The sequence below is a fragment of the Devosia ginsengisoli genome (assembly GCF_024707105.1).
In the GTDB taxonomy this organism is placed as follows: domain Bacteria; phylum Pseudomonadota; class Alphaproteobacteria; order Rhizobiales; family Devosiaceae; genus Devosia; species Devosia ginsengisoli_A.
In genome coordinates this window covers 118827-140247 of record NZ_JANQAJ010000012.1, presented here as the reverse complement: position 1 = coordinate 140247, position 21421 = coordinate 118827, and the positions used below count along the sequence as shown (strand labels likewise).

The window sequence follows — 21421 nt, the reverse complement described above, 5'->3', positions numbered from 1 at the left end:
GCGGATGCGAAAGGACAGAGCAATGGACATTGCCAAGAACACAATCTGCATATGGTACGACAAGGACGCCGAGGCCGCAGCTCGTTTCTATGCCGCGACCTTTCCAGACAGCTCGGTTGGCACCGTCTACGCTGCGCCCAGCGACAACCCCTCCAACAAGCAAGGTGAAGTGCTGACCGTCGATTTCATCGTCGCCGGCATTCCGTGCATCGGGCTCAATGGCGGGCCTGAATTCAAGCATAGTGAAGCGTTTTCGTTCCAGATCTCCACGGACGATCAGGAGGAGACCGACCGCTACTGGAACGCCATCGTCGGCAATGGCGGCGAGGAAAGCTTCTGCGGCTGGTGCAAGGACAAATGGGGCGTTTCCTGGCAGATTACGCCGCGTGCCCTGACCGAAGCGATGGCGGCCGGCGGCGGTGAAGCCAAGCGCGCTTTCGACGCCATGATGAAAATGAAGAAGATCGACGTCGCGGCAATCGAAGCGGCCCGGCGGGGCTGACCGGCGCCCAAACAAAAAGGCCGCCGGGGCAAACCGGCGGCCAGTTAGTAGAGCCTGAGACGTGATTGGAGGTCAGGATCAGGCAGAAAGCAAATCAAGTTTTTGACGGATGTCGGTCCTCAACGTGTCGATGGGCTCCATCCGGCCGGATTGCTCGTGGTGCCAGAAAGTCCACCCGTTGCATGCCTCTGCACCCTGAACCAAAGCACCAACCTTGTGGATGGAGCCCTGATGGGTGCCCGAGACGAGGGAACCGTCTGCGCGAACCATGGCGGAGTAACGTTTCGTTAAGTCGAAGAGTTGCGTGCCCGGATCAATAAGCCCCTGCTCGACCAGCGAACCAAAGGGAATGCGGGCTTCCTTGCGCTTCGGGGTGACCGATTGCAGCGCCTCGAACACGCCGGGGCGAATGGAGGCGATACGCTTGAGCGCGGCGTTGATATAGGTCTGCTCGCGCTCGATGCCGATGAAATGTCGGCCCAGCTTGCGCGCCACTGCGCCCGTCGTGCCGGTGCCGAAGAAGGGGTCGAGCACGATATCGCCGGGTTTTGTCGTGGCATTGAGGATGCGGAACAGCAGGGCTTCCGGCTTCTGGGTGGGATGGACCTTCTCGTCGTCCTCACCCTTGAGCCGTTCGGCCCCGGTGCAGATGGGGAACAGCCAGTCGCTGCGCATCTGCGTGTCGTCATTGGCCAGCTTCATGGCTTCATAGTTGAAGGTGACGCGGCTCTTCTGGCTGCGGGCGGCCCAGATCAGGGTTTCATGCGCATTGGTGAAGCGGGTGCCGCGGAAATTCGGCATCGGATTGGCCTTGCGCCAGACGATGTCGTTGAGCATCCAGAAATCGAGATCCTGGAGCGCCGTGCCGACGCGGAAAATGTTGTGATAGCTGCCGATGACCCAGAGGGCGCCATCGGGCTTGAGCACCCGGCGCGCCGCCTTGAGCCAGGCGCGGGTAAAGACGTCGTAATGGGCGAAGCTGTCGAACTTGTCCCAGTCGTCATCGACCGCATCGACCTTGCTCTGGTCGGGGCGGGTGAGGCCCTGGTCGAGCTGCAGGTTATACGGCGGATCGGCAAAGATGAGATCGACCGAGCCGGCCGGCAGGGCATTCATGTGGTCGATGCAATCGCCCACGAGAATGGTATCGATCGGGAGGCGCGATGCCTCTTCCGCAGTGGCCTCTGGAGCCATACGCGCGGTACGCAACATACACTTAACCCTAACGCAGTACTAACCAGCCCGTTATAGGCCGGGCAGGGTTAATGGAGCGTTTTTAAGGGGTTAGCGGGAGGTTAAAGTGTGGTGGTTCAGGCCACCTTGCCCCGCACGCGCTCCCAGGCTTCGGCCACCGGGGCGAATTCCTCGCGGTGGTGGCGGCAGGGGCCGTGTTCGACCAAAGCGCGCATATGCTGGGGCGTGGAATAGCCCTTGTGGCCGGCAAAGCCGAAATGCGGGGCGTCGCAGTCCATGATCCGGCACATGCGGTCACGCGTGACCTTGGCAACGATGGAGGCGGCAGCAATGGACACGCTGCGCCCATCGCCACCAATCAGCGCCAGGCCCTCGCAGGGCAGGCCCATCGGTACGTCGCGGCCATCGATCAAAACACGGTCGGGGCGGAGGCCGAGACTGCAGGCCGATTGGGCCATGGCCCAGAGCGTGGCGCCGCGGATATTGCGCGAGAGGATGATGGAGGGCGGAGCGACCACCACCGACACGGCCAGTGCCGTGGCCATGACCTGCTCGAACAGCAATTCGCGCTGCTCTTCGGTCAGTTTCTTGGAATCGTTGAGCCCGGGCGGAATGGCGCTGGCGTCGAGCACCACAGCCGAGACGACAACCGGCCCGGCCAGTGGGCCGCGGCCGGCCTCATCGACGCCGGCAACGACGCGGGCACCGCGCGCCATGAGCTCGCGCTCATGGCTATAGTCGGGCTCGGTCTGGATGGACGAATCGAACAGCATGGCTCCAAGCATCCGCCCGCCACGCGACAAGTCAACCGAGGCGCGCGATGAGGCTTTCGTGATCGGGCACGAACAGGTGGTGGCCGCGCCGGTTGGTCTCATAGACGAAATCGTGCAGCGCCTTGCTGGCGGCAACTTCCTTGGCGATGTCGCCCTGGATGACCAGTCGCCGGCCATATTGCTCCATCTTCTGGAACACTTCGCCGGCAATGCGCGTGCTGAGATCGAGGAAGCCGGGGGCGAGGCGGGAAATCGGCACGACAATGATATCGGGGTCCGCCTCATAGGCCTCCCCGATCAGGTCGGGCCCGGTGAGATCGCCGCCCAGCAGGCCACCATGCAGTGGCAATTCGCAGATGGTGAGCCCCTTGTGCCTGACGATATTCATGATGATCTCTCCGTGATTTAGCCCTGTGCCGGGCCAGGGCCGGTTGCTATAATCGCTTCCGTCGGGAGGCGCCAGCAAAGAGACTTCGATGATCGCCAGGATCGGCAGCGTCTTTATTGTTCTTCTCGCATCCTGCCTGCCGGCGGCGGCCGAGCCGTTCCATCATTCATTCGGCGAATGGCGGGAATATCATCGCGACTGGCTGGCGGCCTGTCCCGATATTATCAATGAGAGCGCGACCGACTATTACGGCTTTTCCTGCTTCGCCAGCACGGGCAGCCAGGAGCTGAACAGCGCCAACCTGCCGGCCTACAAGCTCACCTTGTTCCGCAACCGGCTCAATGGCGAACTCGACCTGGCCATATCAGTGGCGGCCGACGGTGTCGCGGTCGATCCCAGCCGGCCGCTGATCCTGGCCTTTGGCCGCGAGGCTCCCGAAGCGTTCAGCTTCACGCAGGATCTGGAGACGCGGTACAACACCACCAACCAGTATTTCGTGGCCGATCCCGGTCGCAAGGCGGTGCTGATCGAGCGGATGAAGGAGCGCAACGCCCTGTTGCTCACTGTGCCGCTGACCGGTGGCGCCGAGGCCAGCAAGCAGGTGCGGCTCTCATTGCGCGGCGTCATCGCCTCGCTGGACTTCATGGCTACCTATGCGCGCCGGGTGGCGCAGTATTAGGGCCGCTCGGCCCAGGCCCACAGCACCGCCAGCAACCCATCGATATGTGCCGGCAGATGGGCTTCCATCGCCAGTTCCCATAGTCGATGCACTGCCGTCAGCAACTCGACGCGATCGCGGTCGATGGTGTGGCCGCTATGGCCTTCATAGGCCGTGATGATGCGCGCCGTGAGATCGGCCGAGATCAGGTTCGAATAGATGAACTCCTGATGCCGTGGCCCGATGCCGGAATCGGCAAAGTCGTAGATGCCGTTGAGCCGGCCTGCGGCATGGTCGAACGCCATGTTCCAGCCATGGCCATCGAAGAAGCCATAGGTCATGCCCAAAGGCTCCTGCGTCAGCTCGGCCCAGCGCGCCATGGTGGTTTCGGCGAATGGCCGCAGTGCCTGGGGCAGCACTGGCTGGATACGCCGCAGGATTTCGTCCGCGCCGGGCCATGTCTCCACCGGCAATGCGCCGGCTGCGGTGGTGATGGCAAGATCGATACTGTGCAATTCGGCATAGAACTGGCCCAGCGTTTCGCCTAGCCTTTGCCGTGAGCGTTCATCCAGCGCATCATATTGGGCGGTGACCAGGTGTTCGCCGGGAATCTTGTCGTGCCGCGAAAAGGTTCGCGGTGTCTCGAACAGTTCCAGCACCGGCACGCGCATGCTGACCGTCGCGCCGACCGGCCCCAGGATCGCCACCTCGCGGCGCAAAGCCGCCTCGCCCTGGGGGTGACGCGGAAACTTGAAGATTGTCCGGTCGCCGACATCGACTGCGACACTGTCCCAGCCTTCCGAGAGCATGGTGAAGTGCTCATCCGCCAGCTCCGGAAACCGATCGACAATGATATCTCTCAGCCCGTCGAGGGCGAATTCCGATGCCGGCATGCCTGGCTCCGGTTGACGGGCAGCCGGTTTGCCGCCGCTATTCACCGGATTCTAGCGGCCATATCCTCGTTCTGGAAGCCTTCGACCCCCTAGAACAGGCTCATCTGCCGCTCTTCGAGCTTCGGGGCGACGAACAGGTCGTTGCGCAGGCCGGGCAATTTGGCATCCAGCCCATAGCGCTCCCGCGCCTTGTCGAGGCGTTGGCGGAGCAGGGTGGCATAGGGGCCTTCGCCGGTCATGCGAGTGCCGAAGCGAGAATCGTAGTCCTTGCCGCCGCGCGTGTCGCGCACCAGCGACAACACGTGACGCACCCGGTCGGGGAAATGGCGCAGCAGCCACTCGCGGAACACGTCGCGCACCTCGCCCGGCAGGCGGAGCAGCACCATCGAGGCGCTCTTGGCGCCCTGGGCGGCGGCGGCATCGAGAATGCGCTCCAGCTCCATGTCGTTGATGGCAGGGATCATCGGCGAGGCGAAGACAGCGACCGGTACGCCGGCCTCGCTGAGCAGGCGGATAGCCTCCAACCGGCGGGCGGGCGAGGAGGCGCGCGGTTCCATCTTGCGGCTGAGCTTGTGATCCATCGAGGTCATCGAAATGGCGACCTTGACCAGGCCCAGCTTGGCCAGCTCGGTCAGGATATCGAGGTCGCGGATGATCAGCGCCGACTTGGTGGTTATCATCACCGGGTGGCGGGTTTCGAGCATGACTTCGAGAATGCCGCGCGTCAGCTTGTGCTTGCGCTCGGCCGGCTGGTAGGGGTCGGTATTGGTGCCCATGGCGATGGGCTTGGCCTTGTAGCCCTTGGCGCCGATCTCGGCTCGCAAGGCCTCGACGGCATTGACCTTCACATAGATGTCGCGCTCGAACTCGATGCCGGCCGAATGGCCGAGAAAGGCGTGGCTCGGCCTTGCATAGCAATACGAGCAGCCATGTTCGCAGCCGCGATAGGCGTTGATCGAGCGCTCGAAGCCGATATCGGGACTGTCATTTGTGGTGATGATGGTCTTAGCGCGTTCGACATGCTCCACCGTCTCGAAGATCGACAGCGGTTCGACATTGTCCCAGCCGTCATCGAATCCCTCGCGCTTCTGCCATTCGAAGCGCCCGGTATGATTGGACTGCGCCCCGCGACCGCGAATACGGTCGGGATCGAGCAGTTCGCGCCGCGCCAGATCGGCGTCACGGCTGCGGCTGAGCTTTTCCAGTGCTTCGAAAGAAGGGGCCTGATAGAGGGCCATGAGACATCTCCTGCCGGGCGTACCGCAGTCGAATCGTGACTGCAGAACGTCTGGAAGATGTAGCAGTTCCAATGGAACAAAACAAGAACATGATGCGCAGAAGGCAGTGCAGTGGCCCGCCGCCTGGCGCTTAAATGGGTATCGCCGGCTCCGACTTGAAGAGGCAAAAACACGATTTTGCAAGGCAGAATTGCGTTTATGCGGGTGGACCTCGACCCCTGATGAGCCTAGATACGCCCTCCCTTCGCCTGCGGATCATTTCGGTTGCTTAATGCTTAAGCGAAAGATTTAGCGTTGACCTCTGGCGGGCGAATGAATTACTAAAGCTATTGCTTAACGAAGATGCTGCTGACAGGGGCTGTCGCGGAATCTTTTCAAGGTGACGTCGAAATCCAGCGACGCCACCCGTCGTCCCGCTGACAAGGCAATTCCAGTTTCAAGGAAAACACCATGAGTAACGACGCAACCACATTCGACGCGGACCTGATCGGCGCGCCGCCGGTCGTCCAGAGCGATGCCGCGCGCAACAGGCTGGTCATCGCCCTGCTGCTTGTTTCCACCTTCGTGGTGTTTCTCAACGAAACCATCATGAGCGTGGCCATTCCTCATCTGATGACCGATCTGGGCGTCGCTGCCAGCGTCGCGCAGTGGCTGACCACGGCCTTCCTGCTGACCATGGCCGTCGTCATTCCGGTGACCGGCTTCCTGCTGCAGCGGCTTAATACGCGGCCGATCTTCCTGCTCGCCATGTCGATCTTCACGGCGGGCACGCTGCTCTGCGCTGTGTCGCCCGGCATCGAATTGCTGATCGCCGGCCGAGTCGTGCAGGCCGTCGGCACGGCCATCATGATGCCGCTGCTGATGACCACTGTCATGACGCTGGTTCCTGCGGAAGCACGCGGCAAGACCATGGGCAACATCTCCATCGTCATGTCGGTGGCCCCGGCCATCGGCCCGACCATTGGCGGCTTCATCCTGGCCAATCTCGAATGGCGCTGGATGTTCATCCTGGTGCTGCCGATCGCCATCGGTGCGCTGCTGCTCGGCTGGCGCAAGATCCAGAACGTGTCGACGCCGCGTTATGCGCCGCTCGACGTGTTCTCGGTCATCCTGTCGGCTTTCGCCTTTGGCGGGCTGATCTATGGCCTGTCCAGCTTCGGCGAGAGCTTCGCTCATCCCGGCGAGGCAACCGCCATGCCGATCTGGCTGCCGATCGTGGTGGGTGTGGTCGCCATGATCGCCTTCGTCTGGCGGCAGCTTGGGCTGCAGCAGGACAACAAGGCGCTGCTCGATCTGCGCGTCTTCCAGTCGCGCAACTATACGGTGTCGGTCAGCATGATGCTGGTCGCCATGATGGCGCTGTTCGGTACGGTGATCCTGCTGCCGATCTATACGGTACAGGTGGTCGGCCTTGATACGCTGCAGACCGGTCTGCTGCTGCTGCCCGGTGGTCTCATCATGGGCCTGATGGGTCCGGTGGTCGGCCGTCTCTATGACCGTGTCGGTCCGCAGGTGCTGGCCGTGCCGGGCGCGATTCTGGTCTCGGCCGTGCTGTGGGCGCTGACCATGGTGGGCCAGGATACCTCGGTCTGGGCGCTGCTGGCCGGCCATGTCGTGCTGAGCATCGGCCTGTCGCTGATCTTCACGCCGGTATTCACCTCCTCGATGGGTTCGGTGCGTAGCGAGCTTTATTCGCACGCCTCCGCCGTCCTCGGTTCGGTGCAGCAACTGGCCGGCGCTGCGGGTATTGCGCTGTTCATCGCGCTGATGACCATCCGCACGGCGGCTCTGGCGGGTGAGGGACTCGACCCGGTCGAAGCCTTGGCCGCCGGCATCCGTTCGGCCTTCCTGGTCGGCGCGGTGATCTCGCTCTTCGCGATCGTCGCGGCCTTCTTCATCCGCAAGCCGGAAGGCAATGCGGGCATGAGCCACGGCCACTAGACCAAATCCCATCCCAAACTGCAGCGGCGCCGGTGAACACCACCGGCGCCGTTTTTCATTGAGTCAGCGCTCGTCCAGCCGGGGCATCAGTTCGACGAAGTTGCACGGCTTGTGCCGGTAATCGAGCTGGTGGGTAAGGATGCCCTCCCAGGCGTCGCGGCAGGCGCCGCGCGAGCCGGGCAGGCAGAAGACGAAAGTGGTGCCGATCAGCCCCGCCGTGGCGCGTGATTGCAGCGAACTGGTGCCGACGGTGGTGGCCGAATATTGGTGGAACAGCACCGAAAAGCCTTCCATCCGCTTGTCGAATAGCGGTTCGACCGCCTCCGGCGTCACGTCGCGGCCGGAAAAGCCGGTGCCGCCGGTGGTCAGGATCACATCGACTTGGGGGTCGGTGACGAAACCCTGCACGGCCTGGCGGATGAACTGGATATCGTCGCGCACCACGACCCGACCGGCGCAGCTATGGCCATCGGCTTCCAGCAGCGACTTGAGCAGCGCGCCGCCGGTATCGGTTTCGAGCGTGCGCGTGTCGGATACGGCGATAACGGCGATAGAGAGCGGCTTGAATGCCCGGTCCTCAAATGGTGCCGTCTTGAACATCGCGTTTCTCCTCAGGCGTCTCGATCAATTCGTCCGGTACGGGCGCTTCGTGTGCCACCGGAACGTCGGCGCTATCACTATCAGCCCGTGGATCTAGCACAATGGTTTCCGGTGTAACCTGCTTGTCGCCCATCGGCTGGAACGGCGCGCGTTCGGACGCATCGACGCTCTTGCGGATGCGCATGCGCAGCCAGGCGGTGATGGCGAGCGCTCCGTGGAAGGTGGCGGTGACGATGAACAGGCCCACCGGCGACCAGGCGCCCATGATCAGCGAGGCCACGGCCGGGCCGATGGCGAGGCCCACCCCCAGGATCAGCAGCATGCCGCCGGCAATCTTGGCGAAATCACCATCCTTGGCGAAGTCGTTGGCATGAGCCACCGCCACGGCATAGATCGGATTGGCGGCAAAGCCATAGGCCGCGAACAGCACGAACATCATCCAGTTGGGTCCCGGATTGATGAGCGCGGTGAGCGCGCCGACCACGGCGGCAAAGCCGGACAGGCCGATCAGCACCAGCCGCCGGTCGATGCGGTCGGACAGGCGCCCGAACGGAATTTGCGCCGTTGCGCCCAATATGGCGGCGAGGGCAAAGAGCAGGGAAATGCCGCCGGCATCGAGCCCCTGCTCATGGCCATAGACCGGCGCCAGCGTGCCGAAGGCGCCATTGGCCATGCCGACGGAAAAGGCGGCGATCGCGGCCACCGGCGAGGTGCGGTAGAGCAAGCCCACATCGATCTTGGCCGATGACAGCGGGCGCGGCTGCGGGCTCGATGTCAGCGCGGTCGGCAGCACCGCGCAGATGAAACTGATGGCACCGAGCACGAAGGGCACATAGCCGGCCGTGCCGGTGATCGACATGGAAATCTGCCCCAGCGTCGAGGCGGCCATGTTGATGGTGACATAGATCGAAAAAATCGTGCCGCGGCTCTTGTTCTCGGCCACCTCGTTGAGCCAACTCTCGACGATCATCGCTGCCCCGGCAAAACAGAAGCCGGACAGGGCGCGGAGCAGGATCCAACTGATATCGTTGATCAGCAGAAGATTGAGCAGGATGGTGACCGTGCCGATGGCGGCCATGACCGAAAAGGCGCGGATATGGCCGACCTTGCGCACCACTATCGGCACCGTGATCGACCCGGCCACGAAGCCGACAGACCAGCCGGTGCCGATCAGGCCCAATGACAGCAGCGAGAACCCTTCCTCGGCGCCGCGGACCGAGAGCAGCAGGCCTTGCAGCCCGCCGCCGAACATGAGCAGCGCGGAACCCAGGAACAGGGCATAGATCTTGATGACAGAGGCCATGACGCTTTCGGCTGTGCTGGATCGGAACGTTGCAAATCACGCAACGGTGACATTAACGCGGCGTTCCACGATTGGCAGGGTGAAATTGGTTCCGGCGGATTTATTGCGCCTGGAGTCCCAGGGCCTCGATCTTCAGCTTCAGGCTCAGCATGTCGCGCCACGCCTGCTGCTTGGCGGCCGGGTTGCGTAGCAGATAGGCCGGATGCAGCGTGGGGATGGCATCGGCGGTGTGGTTGCCGATGCTGACGCTCGACCACTTGCCGCGCATCTTGATGATGCCGGTCGTGGTGGAAAAGATCGTCTGCATGGCCGGACCACCCAACGTCATCACCACCTTGGGGGCGACGAGTTCGACCTGCCGGTGCAGGAAGGGCAGGCAAAGCGCCATTTCCTCTGGGGTCGGGGTGCGATTGCCCGGCGGGCGCCAGGGCACGGTATTGGCTATATAGACCTTGGTGCGATCGAGGCCGATGGCCCCAAGCATACGATCCAGCAATTGCCCGGATTTGCCGACGAAAGGCTTGCCCTGCCGGTCCTCCTCGGCGCCGGGGGCTTCGCCGATCAGCATGATCTTCGCTTCCGGATTGCCATCGGCAAAGACCAGTTGGGTGGCGCGGAGCTTCAGCCCGCAGCCGTCATAGGCGCCCAGAATGGCCTGCAATTCATCGAGCGACTGTGCCGAAGCGGCAAGGCTTCGCGCCTCGGACGGGTCGCCGCCGAGGACAGGCGTTTCCGCAGGGCGCTCGGCAGCCTGTTGCCGGGCCGGAGGGGCAGGTTGCGGCGTAACACGCTGCGGCACCCGCTGGGCAAAGCGATCGACAGGCTCCTCGCCCACGGCGATATCGACCCCCGCCGCTCGATACCAATCGAGCACGGCGACCATTTCGTCGTGATTTAGCGGTCGATCTTGAGCCATGTTCTCTGTTATGTCACAGCCCGTTTGGCACGGCCAGACATGCATCGGGACGTTGAGGATAATCCTATATGGCAGAGGCCGGTTCGCGCGAAACCCTTTCGACCGACGTGCTGATCGTCGGCGCGGGTCCGTCGGGCCTCGCCGCCGCTATCCGCATCAAGCAGCGCCACCCTGAAATAGCAGTGACCGTGGTGGAAAAAGCCGCCGAGATCGGCGGACATATCCTGTCCGGCGCGGTGATGGACCCGGTGGGCCTCGATGCCCTGATCCCCGACTGGCGGCTCAAGGGCGCGCCGGTGGGGCCTGATGTCACCCGAGATACCTATCACCTGCTGACCGAAAAGCACGATTTCGCCCTGCCGCATCTGCTGGTGCCGCCGCAGTTGAAAACGCGCAACGGCGTCATCGTGAGCCTGGGCAACCTCGTGCGCTGGCTGGGCGAACAGGCGGCCGAACTGGGCGTCGATATTTTCCCGATGACGGCCGCGGTCGACGTGCTGTCGAGCGGCAAGGGCCCCGTGCGCGGCATCATCACCGGCGACCTCGGGCGCGACCGCGAGGGCAATCCCAAGCCGGGCTTCGCCGAGGGCATTGCGCTCGAAGCCAAATACACGCTGATCGCCGAGGGAGCACGCGGGTCGCTGGCCAAGCAGCTCATCGCCCACCACCAGCTCGAACGCGAGCCACAGAAATATGGGCTCGGGATCAAGGAAGTCTGGGAAATCCCGGCCGATAAGCATCAGCAGGGCAGGGTGGACCACTATCTCGGCTTCCCGCTCGACAATGCCACGGCGGGCGGCGGCTTCGTCTACCATGCCGAGGATCGCAAGCTCTATGTGGGGCTCGTGACCTATCTCGATTATGCCGATCCCACACTTTCGCCCTTTGATGAATTCCAGCGCTTCAAGACCCACAAATCGGTGGCCCCCTTACTAGAAGGCGCCACCCGCATCAGCTACGGCGCCCGCGCCGTGACGGCCGGCGGTTGGCAATCCATCCCCACTTTGGCCTTTGCCGGCGGCGGGCTGATCGGCTGCGCGGCCGGCTTCATGAACGCGCCGCGCCTCAAGGCCATCCACAACGCCATCCTCTCCGGTATCGGCGCGGCCGATGCGGTGGCCGAAGCCATCGGCAAGGGCCGCAAGCACGACCTGATCAAGGATTTCGGCCATCGCATCATGGCCACCGGCATTGCCGCCGAATTGCAGGGCGTGCGCAACGTCAAGCCGCTCTGGACCCGATTGGGCACTGTGCTCGGCGCATTGGCGGGCGGAGTGGAATTGTGGAGCTCGGCCATATTGCGCCGCTCGCTGCTGGGTACGCTGCATCACAAGAAACCCGACTATCAGGGGCTCAGACCCAAAGGGACGCTGCCGGCGCGAACCTATGCCCGACCCGATGGCAAGCTGACCTTCGATCGCGCCTCGTCGGTCTATCTCGCCAATCTGGTGCATGACGAAGACCAGCCAGTACATCTGCGCCTCGCCGATCCGGCTGTGCCGGTGCGCGACAACCTTCCCGAATATGGCGAACCGGCGCCGCTTTACTGCCCGGCCGGCGTCTATGAAATGGCCGAGGAGGGCGGGGCACCCGTCTTCCGCATCCACGCTGCCAACTGCGTGCATTGCAAGACCTGCGACATCAAGGACCCGGCGCAGAACATCACCTGGGTGCCGCCCGAGGGCGGCAGCGGACCCAACTACAGCGGAATGTGATTTGCGGCAGCGCCTGGCATTGGCGCTTGCCCTTGCGGCGCAGTCCCAAAACGGACAATCTTCGCGCCCAGAACGGCCTTCAAAGGCCAAGGGAGTAACCAGCCTCGTGACATCGTTTCTGACCCGCATCGCGCGCCCGGCACTCATCGCCCTGCTGCTCTCGGCGACCGCCGTTCATGCGACGCAATCGGCCCAGTCCGTGCGGACGGCACAATCCGACCCACTCACCACCTTCGGCCTCATGCCGATGTTCCGGACCAGCATTACCGGCTCCTACATGGCCGGCCAGCAGGCGCTGCAGGATCTGCGCACCGACGAGGCTGCCCGCTATTTCTATCAGGCGGCCCAGAGAGATTGGGACAATCCGGTTTTGGTCGAGCGCGCCTTCATCGCCTTTGCGGCGGATGGGCAGATCGGCCAGGCGGCATCCACAGCCAAGCATCTGCTCGACCTGGACCCCGACAATGAACTGGCCGAACTGGTGGTTGCCACCGAGGCGCTGAAGGAGCGCCGCTATGGCGCTGCCGAACGACTGCTGGGCGCCATCGGCCAGGACAGCTTTACTGGTATCACGGCCGGCATCCTGCGGGCCTGGGCGCTGGTCGGTGACAATCGCAAGGACGAAGCCGACAAGGCGCTCGACCAGCTCGGCCGGTCGGGCCTCGAGGATTTCCTGGTATTTCACCGTGCCCTGATGGCGGAAGCTGCCGGCGACACGGACAGCGCCATCGAGCTCGCCGGGCGGGCCTTCGACGCCGAGCCCTATGTGGCCCGCATCGTCGAAGTCTATGCCCGCATTCTCGCCAATGCCGGCCGGTTCGACGAAGCCAAGGACGTCATTGCCGAATTCGAGAACCAGGGCCTGAGCCATCCTGTTGTAACCATCGTCAAGGAACAGGTCGACGCTGGCCAGCGTCCGGGCATTTTTGCCGCCAATGTCCAGGTCGGCGCCGCCGAAATGTTCCATGGCATCGGCGTGGCCCTGTCGCGCGACGGCAGCCTCGACCTGGCGCTGGTCTTCCTGCGCATGGGGCTCTATCTCGACCCGTCGGCCGACGTGATCGCGCTGGCGTTGGGTCAGTTGCTCGATGCCGCCGGCCAGCATGATGAAGCCAATTCGATCTACGAGGCCGTACCGGCCACCTCGCCGATGAAGCCGACGGCCGTGGTGCGCGTGGCGCAGAATCTCGATGCTACCGGTAATCGCGCGGAAGCTTTGCGCCGCCTCAACAATATCGTCACCAGCCGCCCCGACGATCTCGACGCGGTATCGGTACTGGGCGATCTGCTGCGCTATGACGAACAATATGTGGCGGCGGCCGACGCCTATACCGACGCGCTGGCGCTGACCGGCGGCGATAGCGCCTCGGATTGGCGCTTCTACTACGTGCGCGGCATTGCCTATGAGCGGGCCAAGGAATGGCCCAAGGCCGAGGCCGATTTCCTCAAGGCGCTGGAGCTCAATCCCGACCAGCCTGCCGTGCTGAACTATCTTGGCTATAGCTGGATCGACCAGGACATGCACCTCGAAGAGGCGCTGGGAATGATCGAAAAGGCCGTCGAGGCGCAGCCGCAGGATGGCTATATCGTCGATTCGCTGGGCTGGGCCTTCTACAAGCTCGGCCGTATCGAAGAGGCCGTGGCAACGCTCGAACAGGCGGTGCTGCTGCGCCCCAACGATGCCGAGATCAACGACCATCTGGGCGACGCCTATTGGCGCGCCGGGCGCAAGCTCGAAGCCCGATTCCAGTGGAACGTGGCCGCCTCGGTCGATGAAGTCGGCAACGTCAAGGAGCGTGTCGCCCCCAAGCTCGCCGAAGGGCTGACCGAAGCCAACGCGACCGAATAGAGGAATGGTCGAACCGCTCCTTCAGCGCGCACCGGCCAAGGTCAACCTGGCGCTGCATGTGACGCGGCGCCGTGAGGACGGCTACCATGACCTCGAAAGCCTCGTCGTCTTCGCCGATGTGGCGGACGAGCTGGAGGCCGTGCCGGCCAGTGCCGACGCCCTGACCATCGGCGGCCCTTTCGCCGGAGCTTTGGGCGTGGGCGAGACCAATCTGGTATCGCGCGCCGTGGCGGCCTTCCGCGCCCGCTGGCCCGACGCGGTCGCGACGGGATTGGCCCTGCATCTCACCAAGAATCTGCCGGTGGCGGCGGGTATTGGCGGCGGCTCGGCCGACGCGGCGGCCGCTTTGCGGCTGATGGCCGGACTATCGAACCGGCCGATTATTTTGGCCGAACTGGCCGACATGGCGGCGGGGCTGGGCGCCGATGTGCCCGCCTGCCTGGTTTCGACGCCCCTGGTGGCGCGGGGCGTGGGCGAAGTGCTGGCGCCGCTGCCGGAATTCCCGGCCTGCCATATCGTGCTGGTCAATCCCATGGTGCCGCTGGCAACGGCCGACGTGTTCCGGCGTCTGCGGGCGCATGACAACTATCCGCTGCCCGAACTGCCGACCCCGCTGACCCGGCCGGCGCAATTGGGCATCTGGCTGGCTGAAACGCGCAACGACCTGCAGCCGCCGGCGGTGAAGCTGGTGCCTGTTATCGGCGATATCGTGGTGCAACTGGCGGAAACGCAGGGTTGCATGCTGGCGCGCATGTCGGGCTCGGGCGCGACCGTGTTCGGATTGTTTGGGTCATCCGGCCAGGCGCATCAGGCCGCGCAGGTGATGCGGGCGGCTCATCCAGATCACTGGGTCGCGGCAGCGCCGCTGATATTGCCTTAGTGCCACGCCCTCGTGGTTCGAGGGTCGCTGCGCTCCCGCCTCACCATGAGGGCTACTTCTAGCTTGGTGTTCCAGTAGCCCTCATGGTGCGGTGCGCTTCTTCAGCGCCTCGAACCACGAGGGCGTGGCACGGTGTCCTAATAGGCCCGCAACACGCTGAATTCCACGACATCGCTCAATAGCGACCGCATGTCCGAAGCCGGCAGGACGTCCAGCGCCTGCTGGGCCGAGCGGGCATGGGCATGGGCCTGGTCCAGCGTGCGGGCCAGCGTCTTGTGGCGCTCCAGAATCGCGACCACGTCGGCCACCTGTTCGGCACTGGCCTCGGCATCGCCCAGGGCGGCGGTGATGGTGGCGCGCTCGGCTTCGCTGCCTTCGGTCAGCGCCAGGATGATCGGCAGAGTCATCTTGCCCTCGCGCAGGTCGTCACCGGTATTCTTGCCCAGCGTACCGGTCTGCCCGCCATAGTCGAGCGCGTCGTCGACCAGTTGGAACGCATTGCCCAGTTCGAGCCCGTAACGGGCCAGCGCCTTGCGGCCGACCGCGTCGGCCCCGCCGGACATGGCGCCCACTTCACAGGCCGCCTCGAACAGCACGGCGGTCTTGGCGCGGATGACTTCGGCATAGTCGGCCGGCGTCGTGGTGAGATCGCCGGTCTTGGCGAGCTGGAACACTTCGCCCTCGGCCATCACGGCTGACGCGGCCGACAAGACGCCGAGCGCGGCGATATCGCCGGTTTCCACCATCATCATGAAGGCCTGGCCGAGCAGGAAGTCGCCGACCAGGATGGAGGCCTTGTTGCCCCAGACCATGCGGGCGGCAGGCTTGCTGCGGCGCATGTCGCTCTCATCGACCACATCGTCGTGGAGCAGGGTGGCATTATGCATGAATTCGACGGCGGCCGCGAAATTGATGGCCGAGCCGGTGCCCTTGCCGAATAGCTGTGCGGCAGCAACCGTCAGCATGGGGCGCAGGCGCTTGCCGCCGCTCTCGATGAGATAGCGGGCGAGCTCCGGCACCATGTCCACATGGGAGTCGGCGCGGCTCACGATGAGCGTGTTGACCCTGGCCATATCGGCTTCAGTCGCTTCGAGCAGTCGCTCGATGGGATTGGCCAGCGGCGCTTCTTTCATCTGCGTCAGAACTGACACTGCTATACCGTCCTCGTTTGCCGCATCCGGCAAATCTGGTTGAGCCTGTGGCACCCGGCCATTAAGGTCGCGCCAAAACCGGCCTTTCGGGGTGCGATGTCCCTAGACCAGCCAAAAGCCTTTGTAAAACACCAATCGGTAACGCGCGATGCCTTTTTAGGCGGCAGGCTCACTCTGTCGCAGCCTGGCCAGGGTTTCCGCGCCGGACTCGATAGCGTACTCCTCGGCGCCGCCGTGGCAGAAGGTCGCAAGATGCTGCTCGATATGGGCTGCGGCGTGGGCACGGCTGCCTTCGTCGCCATGACGCATAATGCAGGAATCATGGCCACGCTGGCCGACCGCAATGCCGACATGGCCGCGCTGGCGGAAACCAATACCACCGACAATGGTTTTGCCGACTGCGCCCGGATCGTCATAGCCGATGTCGCGGGCAGGGGGGCGACCGGCGCGCGGCGGGCCTCGTGGATAATTTCTATGACAGTATCATCGCTAATCCGCCTTTCTTCGATGATGCCGGCGGGACATTGGCCAATGATGCCGGCCGGGCCGGTGCACGCCACATGGACGCGGCGGCGCTCGACCTCTGGATCAAGACCGCCGCTGGCGCCGCCGCGCCCGGGGGCGAGGTGATTTTCATCTATCCGGCGCAAAGCCTATCGCCCTTGCTGGCCGGCTTCACCCAGCGCTTCGGCGCTGTCACGATATTACCGCTGACCCCGCGGATCGGCGAAGCGGCAAGCCGGGTGCTGGTGCGTGGCATCAAGGGATCGCGGGCGCCGCTGACCCTGCTGGCCAGCCGCGCTTTGCATGAGGTCGAAGGGCGCGCCTTCCGCCCCGAATTCGACGCCATCTTTCGTGGCACGGCGCGGCTCGTCTGGTAATCGTCGCCGACACGCCCTAAATCTGGCCGCAAGCAACAAGGATCGAGCATGGCCGACCTGACCACGACCATCGAGGACCATTCATGACCGGCATGCTGCTCCGCGTCCTGATCTTCTTCATCATCGGCCTGGCCATCTGGCTCGGACTGCGCAAGATCTGGCGGGACTGGAGCAATCAGTTCAAGGCCGACGACGAGGAAGTACGCCGCCTGCGCCGCGAGCGCGACCTGCGCGAACGCGCCCAGCCCGGCGTCATCGACCTCAAGCGTGACGAGGATGGCACCTTCCGTCCCGGCGAGGACGACAAACGCCGTTGACCATGGCCTAGGGTCAAACTAGAGGTTTGTCCCGAAATCAGGGACTGCCAGATGACCAACCGCCCTTCGCATATGGACCCGAAGAATTCCTTCCAGGGTCTGATCCTGACGCTGCAGAATTACTGGGCGGAACAGGGTTGCGTCATCCTGCAGCCCTACGACATGCAGATGGGCGCCGGCACGTTCCACACCGCCACCACCTTGCGCTCGCTCGGCCCCAAGCCGTGGAAGGCCGCCTATGTGCAGCCCAGCCGCCGGCCCAAGGATGGCCGCTATGGCGAAAATCCCAACCGGCTGCAGCACTACTACCAGTTCCAGGTGATCCTGAAGCCATCGCCGGACAATATCCAGGAACTCTACCTCAATTCGCTGGCCGAAATCGGGCTGGATGCCAGTCTGCACGACATCCGCTTCGTCGAGGACGATTGGGAGAGCCCGACGCTGGGCGCCTGGGGTCTGGGCTGGGAATGCTGGTGCGACGGCATGGAAGTCAGCCAGTTCACCTATTTCCAGCAGGTGGCGGGCTTTGAATGCTCGCCCGTGCCGGGTGAAATCACCTATGGGCTCGAGCGTCTCGCCATGTATGTGCAGGGCGTCGAAAACGTCTACGACCTCAATTTCAACGGCCGCGAGGGCGATGAAAAGGTCACCTATGGCGAGGTGTTCCTGCAGAACGAGCAGGAATCCTCCAAATACAATTTCGAGGCGGCCGATACCGAAATCCTGTTCCGTCACTTCGACGATGCGGAGAAGGAATGCCGTTCCATCCTGGCCAAGGGGGCGGCGGGCAATCGCCAGACCATGGCCATTCCGGCCTATGAGCAGGTCGTCAAGGCCAGCCACAATTTCAACCTGCTCGACGCGCGTGGCGTCATCTCGGTCACCGAGCGGCAGAGCTATATCCTGCGCATTCGCGAACTGGCCAAGAGTTGTGGCGAGGCCTGGCTGCAAACGGCTGGCGGCGGGGCGGAATAACCGCCCCGCAAGGGATCAGGCGCCCGGCTGCTCCACCGACAGCACGGTCAGCATATGCCGCTTGTGGGCCCGGTCGCGCCAGGTGATGGACTGGCCGACGCGCAGCCCGATCAGGGCCGTGCCGACCGGGGTCAGCACGGAAATGCGGCCTTCGGCAATATCGGCATCGACCGGATAGACCACGGTCACCTGCGGCTCCTGGCCGGCATCGGTGCGGTAGCGCACCGTCGAGCCCATGCGCACGATATCGGCGGGCACGCTGTTGGCATCGAGCACGCGGGCGCGTTCGAGCTCGTACAGCAGGTTATCCGACTGCTCGGGCGTGTGGTTGAGCCCGGCCATGGCCAGGATATTGAGCTGGTGGTGATCCGCCGTGCTCAGGATGATTTCGGGATTGAGGTCGTTGTGAACGGTCGTCGTCATGGTGTGTGTTCTCGCATGCCGCCGTCGCGCCTTGCGCGCGCCGGGTCGGCGAATGAATGGGAATGATGCGCCAGATCGCAGCAGAACTGCTGCGCGCCTACCCTAAGCAGGCGCCGGCGCTGCGGGCATGCTTAGGGTTGATATCCCGCGAGGGGATTTTCCAGCCAATGTGCAGCGCTTCTGATCATGCCCATGAACGTAGTGATGGAACCGCCCAAAGGCAAGACACCGCCATTGCGCCCGAATAAGCACAGTGCCAATGTCCGGACACCTGCAGTGCGCATGAGGAGTTACGCATATGTTCGGTTGGATTGTCCTTGGCCTGGTTGTCGTGGCCGCCCTCTACGCCATCACCATCTATAACGGGCTGGTGAAGAACCGGCAGATGGTGGAGGAGGGCTGGTCGGGTATCGACGTGCAGCTCAAGCGCCGCACCGATCTCATCCCCAACCTGATGGAAACCGTGAAGGGCTATATGGGCCACGAGCGCGAAACGCTCGAGGCGGTTACCAATGCCCGCGCCGCGGCGACGGCCGCCGCCAATGGCACGCCCGAACAGCGTGCCGCGGCCGAAGGCCAGCTTTCCTCGGCCCTGGGCCGGCTGATCGCCACCGCCGAGGCCTATCCCGATCTCAAGGCCAATACGACCTTCCTCGAATTCCAGGAGGCATTGCAGACGGTGGAAGACGAAATCCAGATGGCGCGGCGCTATTACAATGGCGCGGTGCGCAACCTTAACGTCATGGTCGAATCGGTGCCGTCCAACTTCATCGCCGGCCCCTTCGGCTTCCAGAAGGCCGAATATTTCGAGCTGGAGAACGAGGCCGATCGCGCCGTGCCGAGCGTGAAGTTCAACTAGCCGCCATGCGTCTCGCCATCCGGCCGGTCATTGCCCTGCTGATCGGGCTGCTCCTCGTGCTGCCAGTGATGGCGCGCGAGGAAATCCGTTCCTTCAACTCCGATGTGACGCTCAATGCCGATGGCTCGGTCGATGTCACCGAGACCATCGAGGTCAATGCCGAGGGCATGGAAATCCGCCGCGGCATCTATCGCGACATTCCGGTGGTGATGCTGGGCAGCGATGGCGGCAAGGTGCGCCCCGATCTCGATGTCATCGACGTCACCCGCGACGGGCGCGCCGAAATGTTCCGCGTCGAGCGCATGGGCAATTTCCAGCGCATCTGGATCGGCGATCCCAACCAGCTCATCAGCCGCGATGTTCATCGCTATGTCGTGCGCTATACGATGACGCGTATGGCGCGCGCCTTCGACGACCATGACGAACTCTATTGGAATGCCACCGGCAATTACTGGATCTTCCCCATCCTGGCGGCGCGGGCCAATGTGACCCTGCCCGATGGGGTCGTGATCTCCAATCTCGTCGGCTATACCGGTGTGGCCGGCTCCACCGAGCAGGCCGTATCGATCAAGCGTGTCTCGGACAATGCGGCCAGTTTCCGCGCCAGCCGGGCGCTGGGTGCGGGTGAGGGCATGACCGTTGCCGTGGCCTTCAACAAGGGCATCGTGGCCTTCCCGACGGGCTTCGCCGCCTTTCAGCAGCGATTGGGCGACCTCAGCGAGATCATCCTGCCGGTGCTGGCCGCTTTGCTGGCCATTGCCTACAACGCCCTGGCCTGGTTCCGCGTCGGTCGCGATCCGGAAAAGGGCATCATCATTCCCCTGTTTCATCCGCCCAAGGGCTTTTCCCCGCCGCTGGTCCACTATGTCCACAAATGGGGCTTCGAGAATGCCGGCTGGACGGCGCTGACCTCGGCCATTTTCGATCTCGGCGTCAAAGGGCTGGTACAGATCGACAATGGCTCGGGTACCTTGACGATCAACCGGACCGGCAAGCAGCCCGCCGAGCCGCTGCCGGTGGGCGAGAAGGTGGTTTTCGACTATCTCAGCGCGCGGGAAACCACCCGGATCGACAAGACCACTGGTCCTGACCTGGCCAAGCGGCGCGCCGAATTCACTGGCGCTATCGAGCGTGAGAACCGCGCTTTGTGGTTCCGCAACAATACCGGCTATGCGGTGCTCGGTTTCCTGCTCGCCCTTGGCCTGCTGGGCGGCATGGCGGCCCTGCAGATGCTCTCGGTGGCATGGCTGATCGGTGCGTTTGTCGTGGGCATCTTTGCCGGCGCGGTTCTCGGCGCGATCGGGCGCATCGGCAAGGGCGGAGGTTTCATGCGCTTCTTCGGCATTTTCTGGCTGGCCATATTTGGCTTCAACGTCTTCGGCGCCTTCGTGGACAGCTTCACCAGCTTCGAGATCAACACGGCGGCAATTTCGGCCATCACCATCGTGGCGGTGACCATTGTCTTCGCCATCTTGATGCGTGCCCCGACCCTGCAGGGCCGCAAGGTCATGGACCAGATCGACGGGCTCAAACTCTATATCGAGACCGCCGAAAAGGAGCGCCTCAACATGGCCGAGGCACCGCCCATGACGGTGAGCCGCTTCGAGCGCATCCTGCCCTATGCCATTGCCCTGGGCGTCGAGAAGCCCTGGAGCAGCCATTTCGAGGCGGAACTGGCGCGCAACGCCGTCGCCGACGTTTCGGGCACCTACCATCCCGCGTGGTACCATGGTTCGCCGGGCTCGGCCGCACGTTCGGTCTCCAGCATGACCAACGCGGTGAGCGCCGCCGCGGCCAGCATGACCGCCGCCATGGTCGCCGCCCAGCCGGTGCAGGCCAGTTCCTCGGGCTTCTCCTCGGGTGGCGGAGGGGGCGGGGGCTCCTCGGGCGGTGGCGGAGGCGGTGGCGGCGGCGGCGGCTGGTAATCGCCAATAGACATCGCTGCCCGCCCAAGTTAAGCAAACC

At 63.8% G+C, this 21421-nt stretch carries 22 protein-coding genes and 1 pseudogene; 13 read left to right on the top strand and 10 right to left on the bottom strand.

Features of this window, described 5'->3' with window-relative positions; all coding sequences use genetic code 11:
• Positions 1-28 precede the first annotated feature (28 nt).
• Positions 29-502: a VOC family protein gene (locus tag NVV79_RS19930; protein ID WP_303993229.1), complete on the top strand. Its 474-nt coding sequence runs from the start codon at positions 29-31 to the stop codon at positions 500-502.
• Between the two features lie 78 nt (positions 503-580).
• Here NVV79_RS19930 and NVV79_RS19925 read toward each other — a convergent pair whose 3' ends face one another.
• The 3 genes from NVV79_RS19925 to NVV79_RS19915 form a co-directional block, all read right to left on the bottom strand.
• Positions 581-1696: a site-specific DNA-methyltransferase gene (locus tag NVV79_RS19925; protein ID WP_303993226.1), complete on the bottom strand. Its 1116-nt coding sequence runs from the start codon at positions 1694-1696 to the stop codon at positions 581-583.
• Between the two features lie 116 nt (positions 1697-1812).
• Entirely contained in the window at positions 1813-2469 is a 657-nt protein-coding gene (locus NVV79_RS19920; RefSeq protein ID WP_303993173.1) for a ribonuclease HII, read from the bottom strand.
• Between the two features lie 31 nt (positions 2470-2500).
• Positions 2501-2857, bottom strand: a complete 357-nt coding sequence (locus NVV79_RS19915) for a DUF4180 domain-containing protein (protein WP_303993170.1) — start codon at positions 2855-2857, stop codon at positions 2501-2503.
• Positions 2858-2945: 88 nt separating this feature from the next.
• Between NVV79_RS19915 and NVV79_RS19910 the strand changes: the two genes are divergently transcribed.
• Positions 2946-3536, top strand: a complete 591-nt coding sequence (locus NVV79_RS19910; protein WP_303993167.1) for a hypothetical protein — start codon at positions 2946-2948, stop codon at positions 3534-3536.
• Here the strand turns inward: NVV79_RS19910 and NVV79_RS19905 are convergent.
• The gene (locus NVV79_RS19905; protein WP_303993163.1) at positions 3533-4408 is read right to left on the bottom strand and encodes a phosphotransferase family protein; all 876 of its coding nucleotides are present in this window, start codon (positions 4406-4408) and stop codon (positions 3533-3535) included. The genes NVV79_RS19910 and NVV79_RS19905 overlap by 4 nt on opposite strands.
• 89 nt (positions 4409-4497) lie before the next feature.
• On the bottom strand, positions 4498-5646 hold the full coding sequence (locus NVV79_RS19900; protein WP_303993160.1) for a PA0069 family radical SAM protein: 1149 nt from the start codon (positions 5644-5646) through the stop codon (positions 4498-4500).
• A 450-nt stretch (positions 5647-6096) separates the two neighbouring features.
• Between NVV79_RS19900 and NVV79_RS19895 the strand changes: the two genes are divergently transcribed.
• Positions 6097-7587: an MDR family MFS transporter gene (locus tag NVV79_RS19895; protein ID WP_303993157.1), complete on the top strand. Its 1491-nt coding sequence runs from the start codon at positions 6097-6099 to the stop codon at positions 7585-7587.
• 63 nt (positions 7588-7650) lie between these two features.
• On the opposite strand, the gene moaB is transcribed toward NVV79_RS19895, so the two are convergent.
• From moaB to NVV79_RS19880, 3 genes are all read right to left on the bottom strand, one after another.
• Complete coding sequence (moaB, locus tag NVV79_RS19890; RefSeq protein ID WP_303993154.1) at positions 7651-8187, bottom strand: molybdenum cofactor biosynthesis protein B; 537 nt, start codon at positions 8185-8187, stop codon at positions 7651-7653.
• On the bottom strand, positions 8165-9490 hold the full coding sequence (locus NVV79_RS19885; RefSeq protein ID WP_303993152.1) for an MFS transporter: 1326 nt from the start codon (positions 9488-9490) through the stop codon (positions 8165-8167). The genes moaB and NVV79_RS19885 overlap by 23 nt, the downstream gene beginning before the upstream one ends.
• Before the next feature lie 100 nt (positions 9491-9590).
• Entirely contained in the window at positions 9591-10406 is an 816-nt protein-coding gene (locus tag NVV79_RS19880) for a uracil-DNA glycosylase (RefSeq protein ID WP_303993149.1), read from the bottom strand.
• A 68-nt stretch (positions 10407-10474) separates the two neighbouring features.
• Between NVV79_RS19880 and NVV79_RS19875 the strand changes: the two genes are divergently transcribed.
• The 3 genes from NVV79_RS19875 to NVV79_RS19865 all read left to right on the top strand — a co-directional run bounded on the left by NVV79_RS19875 (position 10475) and on the right by NVV79_RS19865 (position 14850).
• Entirely contained in the window at positions 10475-12121 is a 1647-nt protein-coding gene (locus NVV79_RS19875) for an electron transfer flavoprotein-ubiquinone oxidoreductase (RefSeq protein WP_303993146.1), read from the top strand.
• Positions 12122-12227: 106 nt separating this feature from the next.
• Entirely contained in the window at positions 12228-13970 is a 1743-nt protein-coding gene (locus NVV79_RS19870; RefSeq protein ID WP_303993142.1) for a tetratricopeptide repeat protein, read from the top strand.
• A gap of 4 nt (positions 13971-13974) precedes the next feature.
• On the top strand, positions 13975-14850 hold the full coding sequence (locus tag NVV79_RS19865; RefSeq protein WP_303993139.1) for a 4-(cytidine 5'-diphospho)-2-C-methyl-D-erythritol kinase: 876 nt from the start codon (positions 13975-13977) through the stop codon (positions 14848-14850).
• Between the two features lie 137 nt (positions 14851-14987).
• On the opposite strand, the gene NVV79_RS19860 is transcribed toward NVV79_RS19865, so the two are convergent.
• Positions 14988-15983 carry a polyprenyl synthetase family protein gene (locus NVV79_RS19860; protein ID WP_303993223.1) on the bottom strand — a complete coding sequence of 332 codons (996 nt, stop codon included), beginning with the start codon at positions 15981-15983 and terminating at the stop codon, positions 14988-14990.
• Between the two features lie 114 nt (positions 15984-16097).
• Here NVV79_RS19860 and NVV79_RS22705 point away from each other — a divergent pair.
• The 4 genes and pseudogenes from NVV79_RS22705 to NVV79_RS19845 form a co-directional block, all read left to right on the top strand.
• Positions 16098-16421: pseudogene (locus NVV79_RS22705) on the top strand (methyltransferase); the annotation flags it as partial.
• A 41-nt stretch (positions 16422-16462) separates the two neighbouring features.
• The gene (locus NVV79_RS19855) at positions 16463-16882 is read left to right on the top strand and encodes a hypothetical protein (protein ID WP_303993137.1); all 420 of its coding nucleotides are present in this window, start codon (positions 16463-16465) and stop codon (positions 16880-16882) included.
• Positions 16883-16965: 83 nt separating this feature from the next.
• Positions 16966-17199, top strand: a complete 234-nt coding sequence (locus tag NVV79_RS19850; RefSeq protein WP_303993134.1) for a hypothetical protein — start codon at positions 16966-16968, stop codon at positions 17197-17199.
• A gap of 51 nt (positions 17200-17250) precedes the next feature.
• A complete protein-coding gene (locus tag NVV79_RS19845) occupies positions 17251-18174 on the top strand; it encodes a glycine--tRNA ligase subunit alpha (RefSeq protein WP_303993132.1) in 924 nt (307 codons plus the stop codon).
• A 15-nt stretch (positions 18175-18189) separates the two neighbouring features.
• On the opposite strand, the gene rnk is transcribed toward NVV79_RS19845, so the two are convergent.
• Positions 18190-18597 carry a nucleoside diphosphate kinase regulator gene (rnk, locus tag NVV79_RS19840; protein WP_303993130.1) on the bottom strand — a complete coding sequence of 136 codons (408 nt, stop codon included), beginning with the start codon at positions 18595-18597 and terminating at the stop codon, positions 18190-18192.
• A gap of 62 nt (positions 18598-18659) precedes the next feature.
• Between rnk and NVV79_RS19835 the strand changes: the two genes are divergently transcribed.
• Genes NVV79_RS19835 through NVV79_RS19825 form a run of 3 tightly spaced genes read left to right on the top strand, consistent with a single transcriptional unit; the run spans position 18660 to position 21381 of the window.
• Positions 18660-18845, top strand: coding sequence for a hypothetical protein (locus NVV79_RS19835; protein ID WP_303993128.1), 186 nt, complete (start codon positions 18660-18662; stop codon positions 18843-18845).
• A gap of 50 nt (positions 18846-18895) precedes the next feature.
• The gene (locus NVV79_RS19830) at positions 18896-19456 is read left to right on the top strand and encodes a LemA family protein (RefSeq protein ID WP_303993125.1); all 561 of its coding nucleotides are present in this window, start codon (positions 18896-18898) and stop codon (positions 19454-19456) included.
• A gap of 5 nt (positions 19457-19461) precedes the next feature.
• Positions 19462-21381, top strand: coding sequence for a DUF2207 domain-containing protein (locus NVV79_RS19825; RefSeq protein WP_303993124.1), 1920 nt, complete (start codon positions 19462-19464; stop codon positions 21379-21381).
• Positions 21382-21421: the final 40 nt, after the last annotated feature.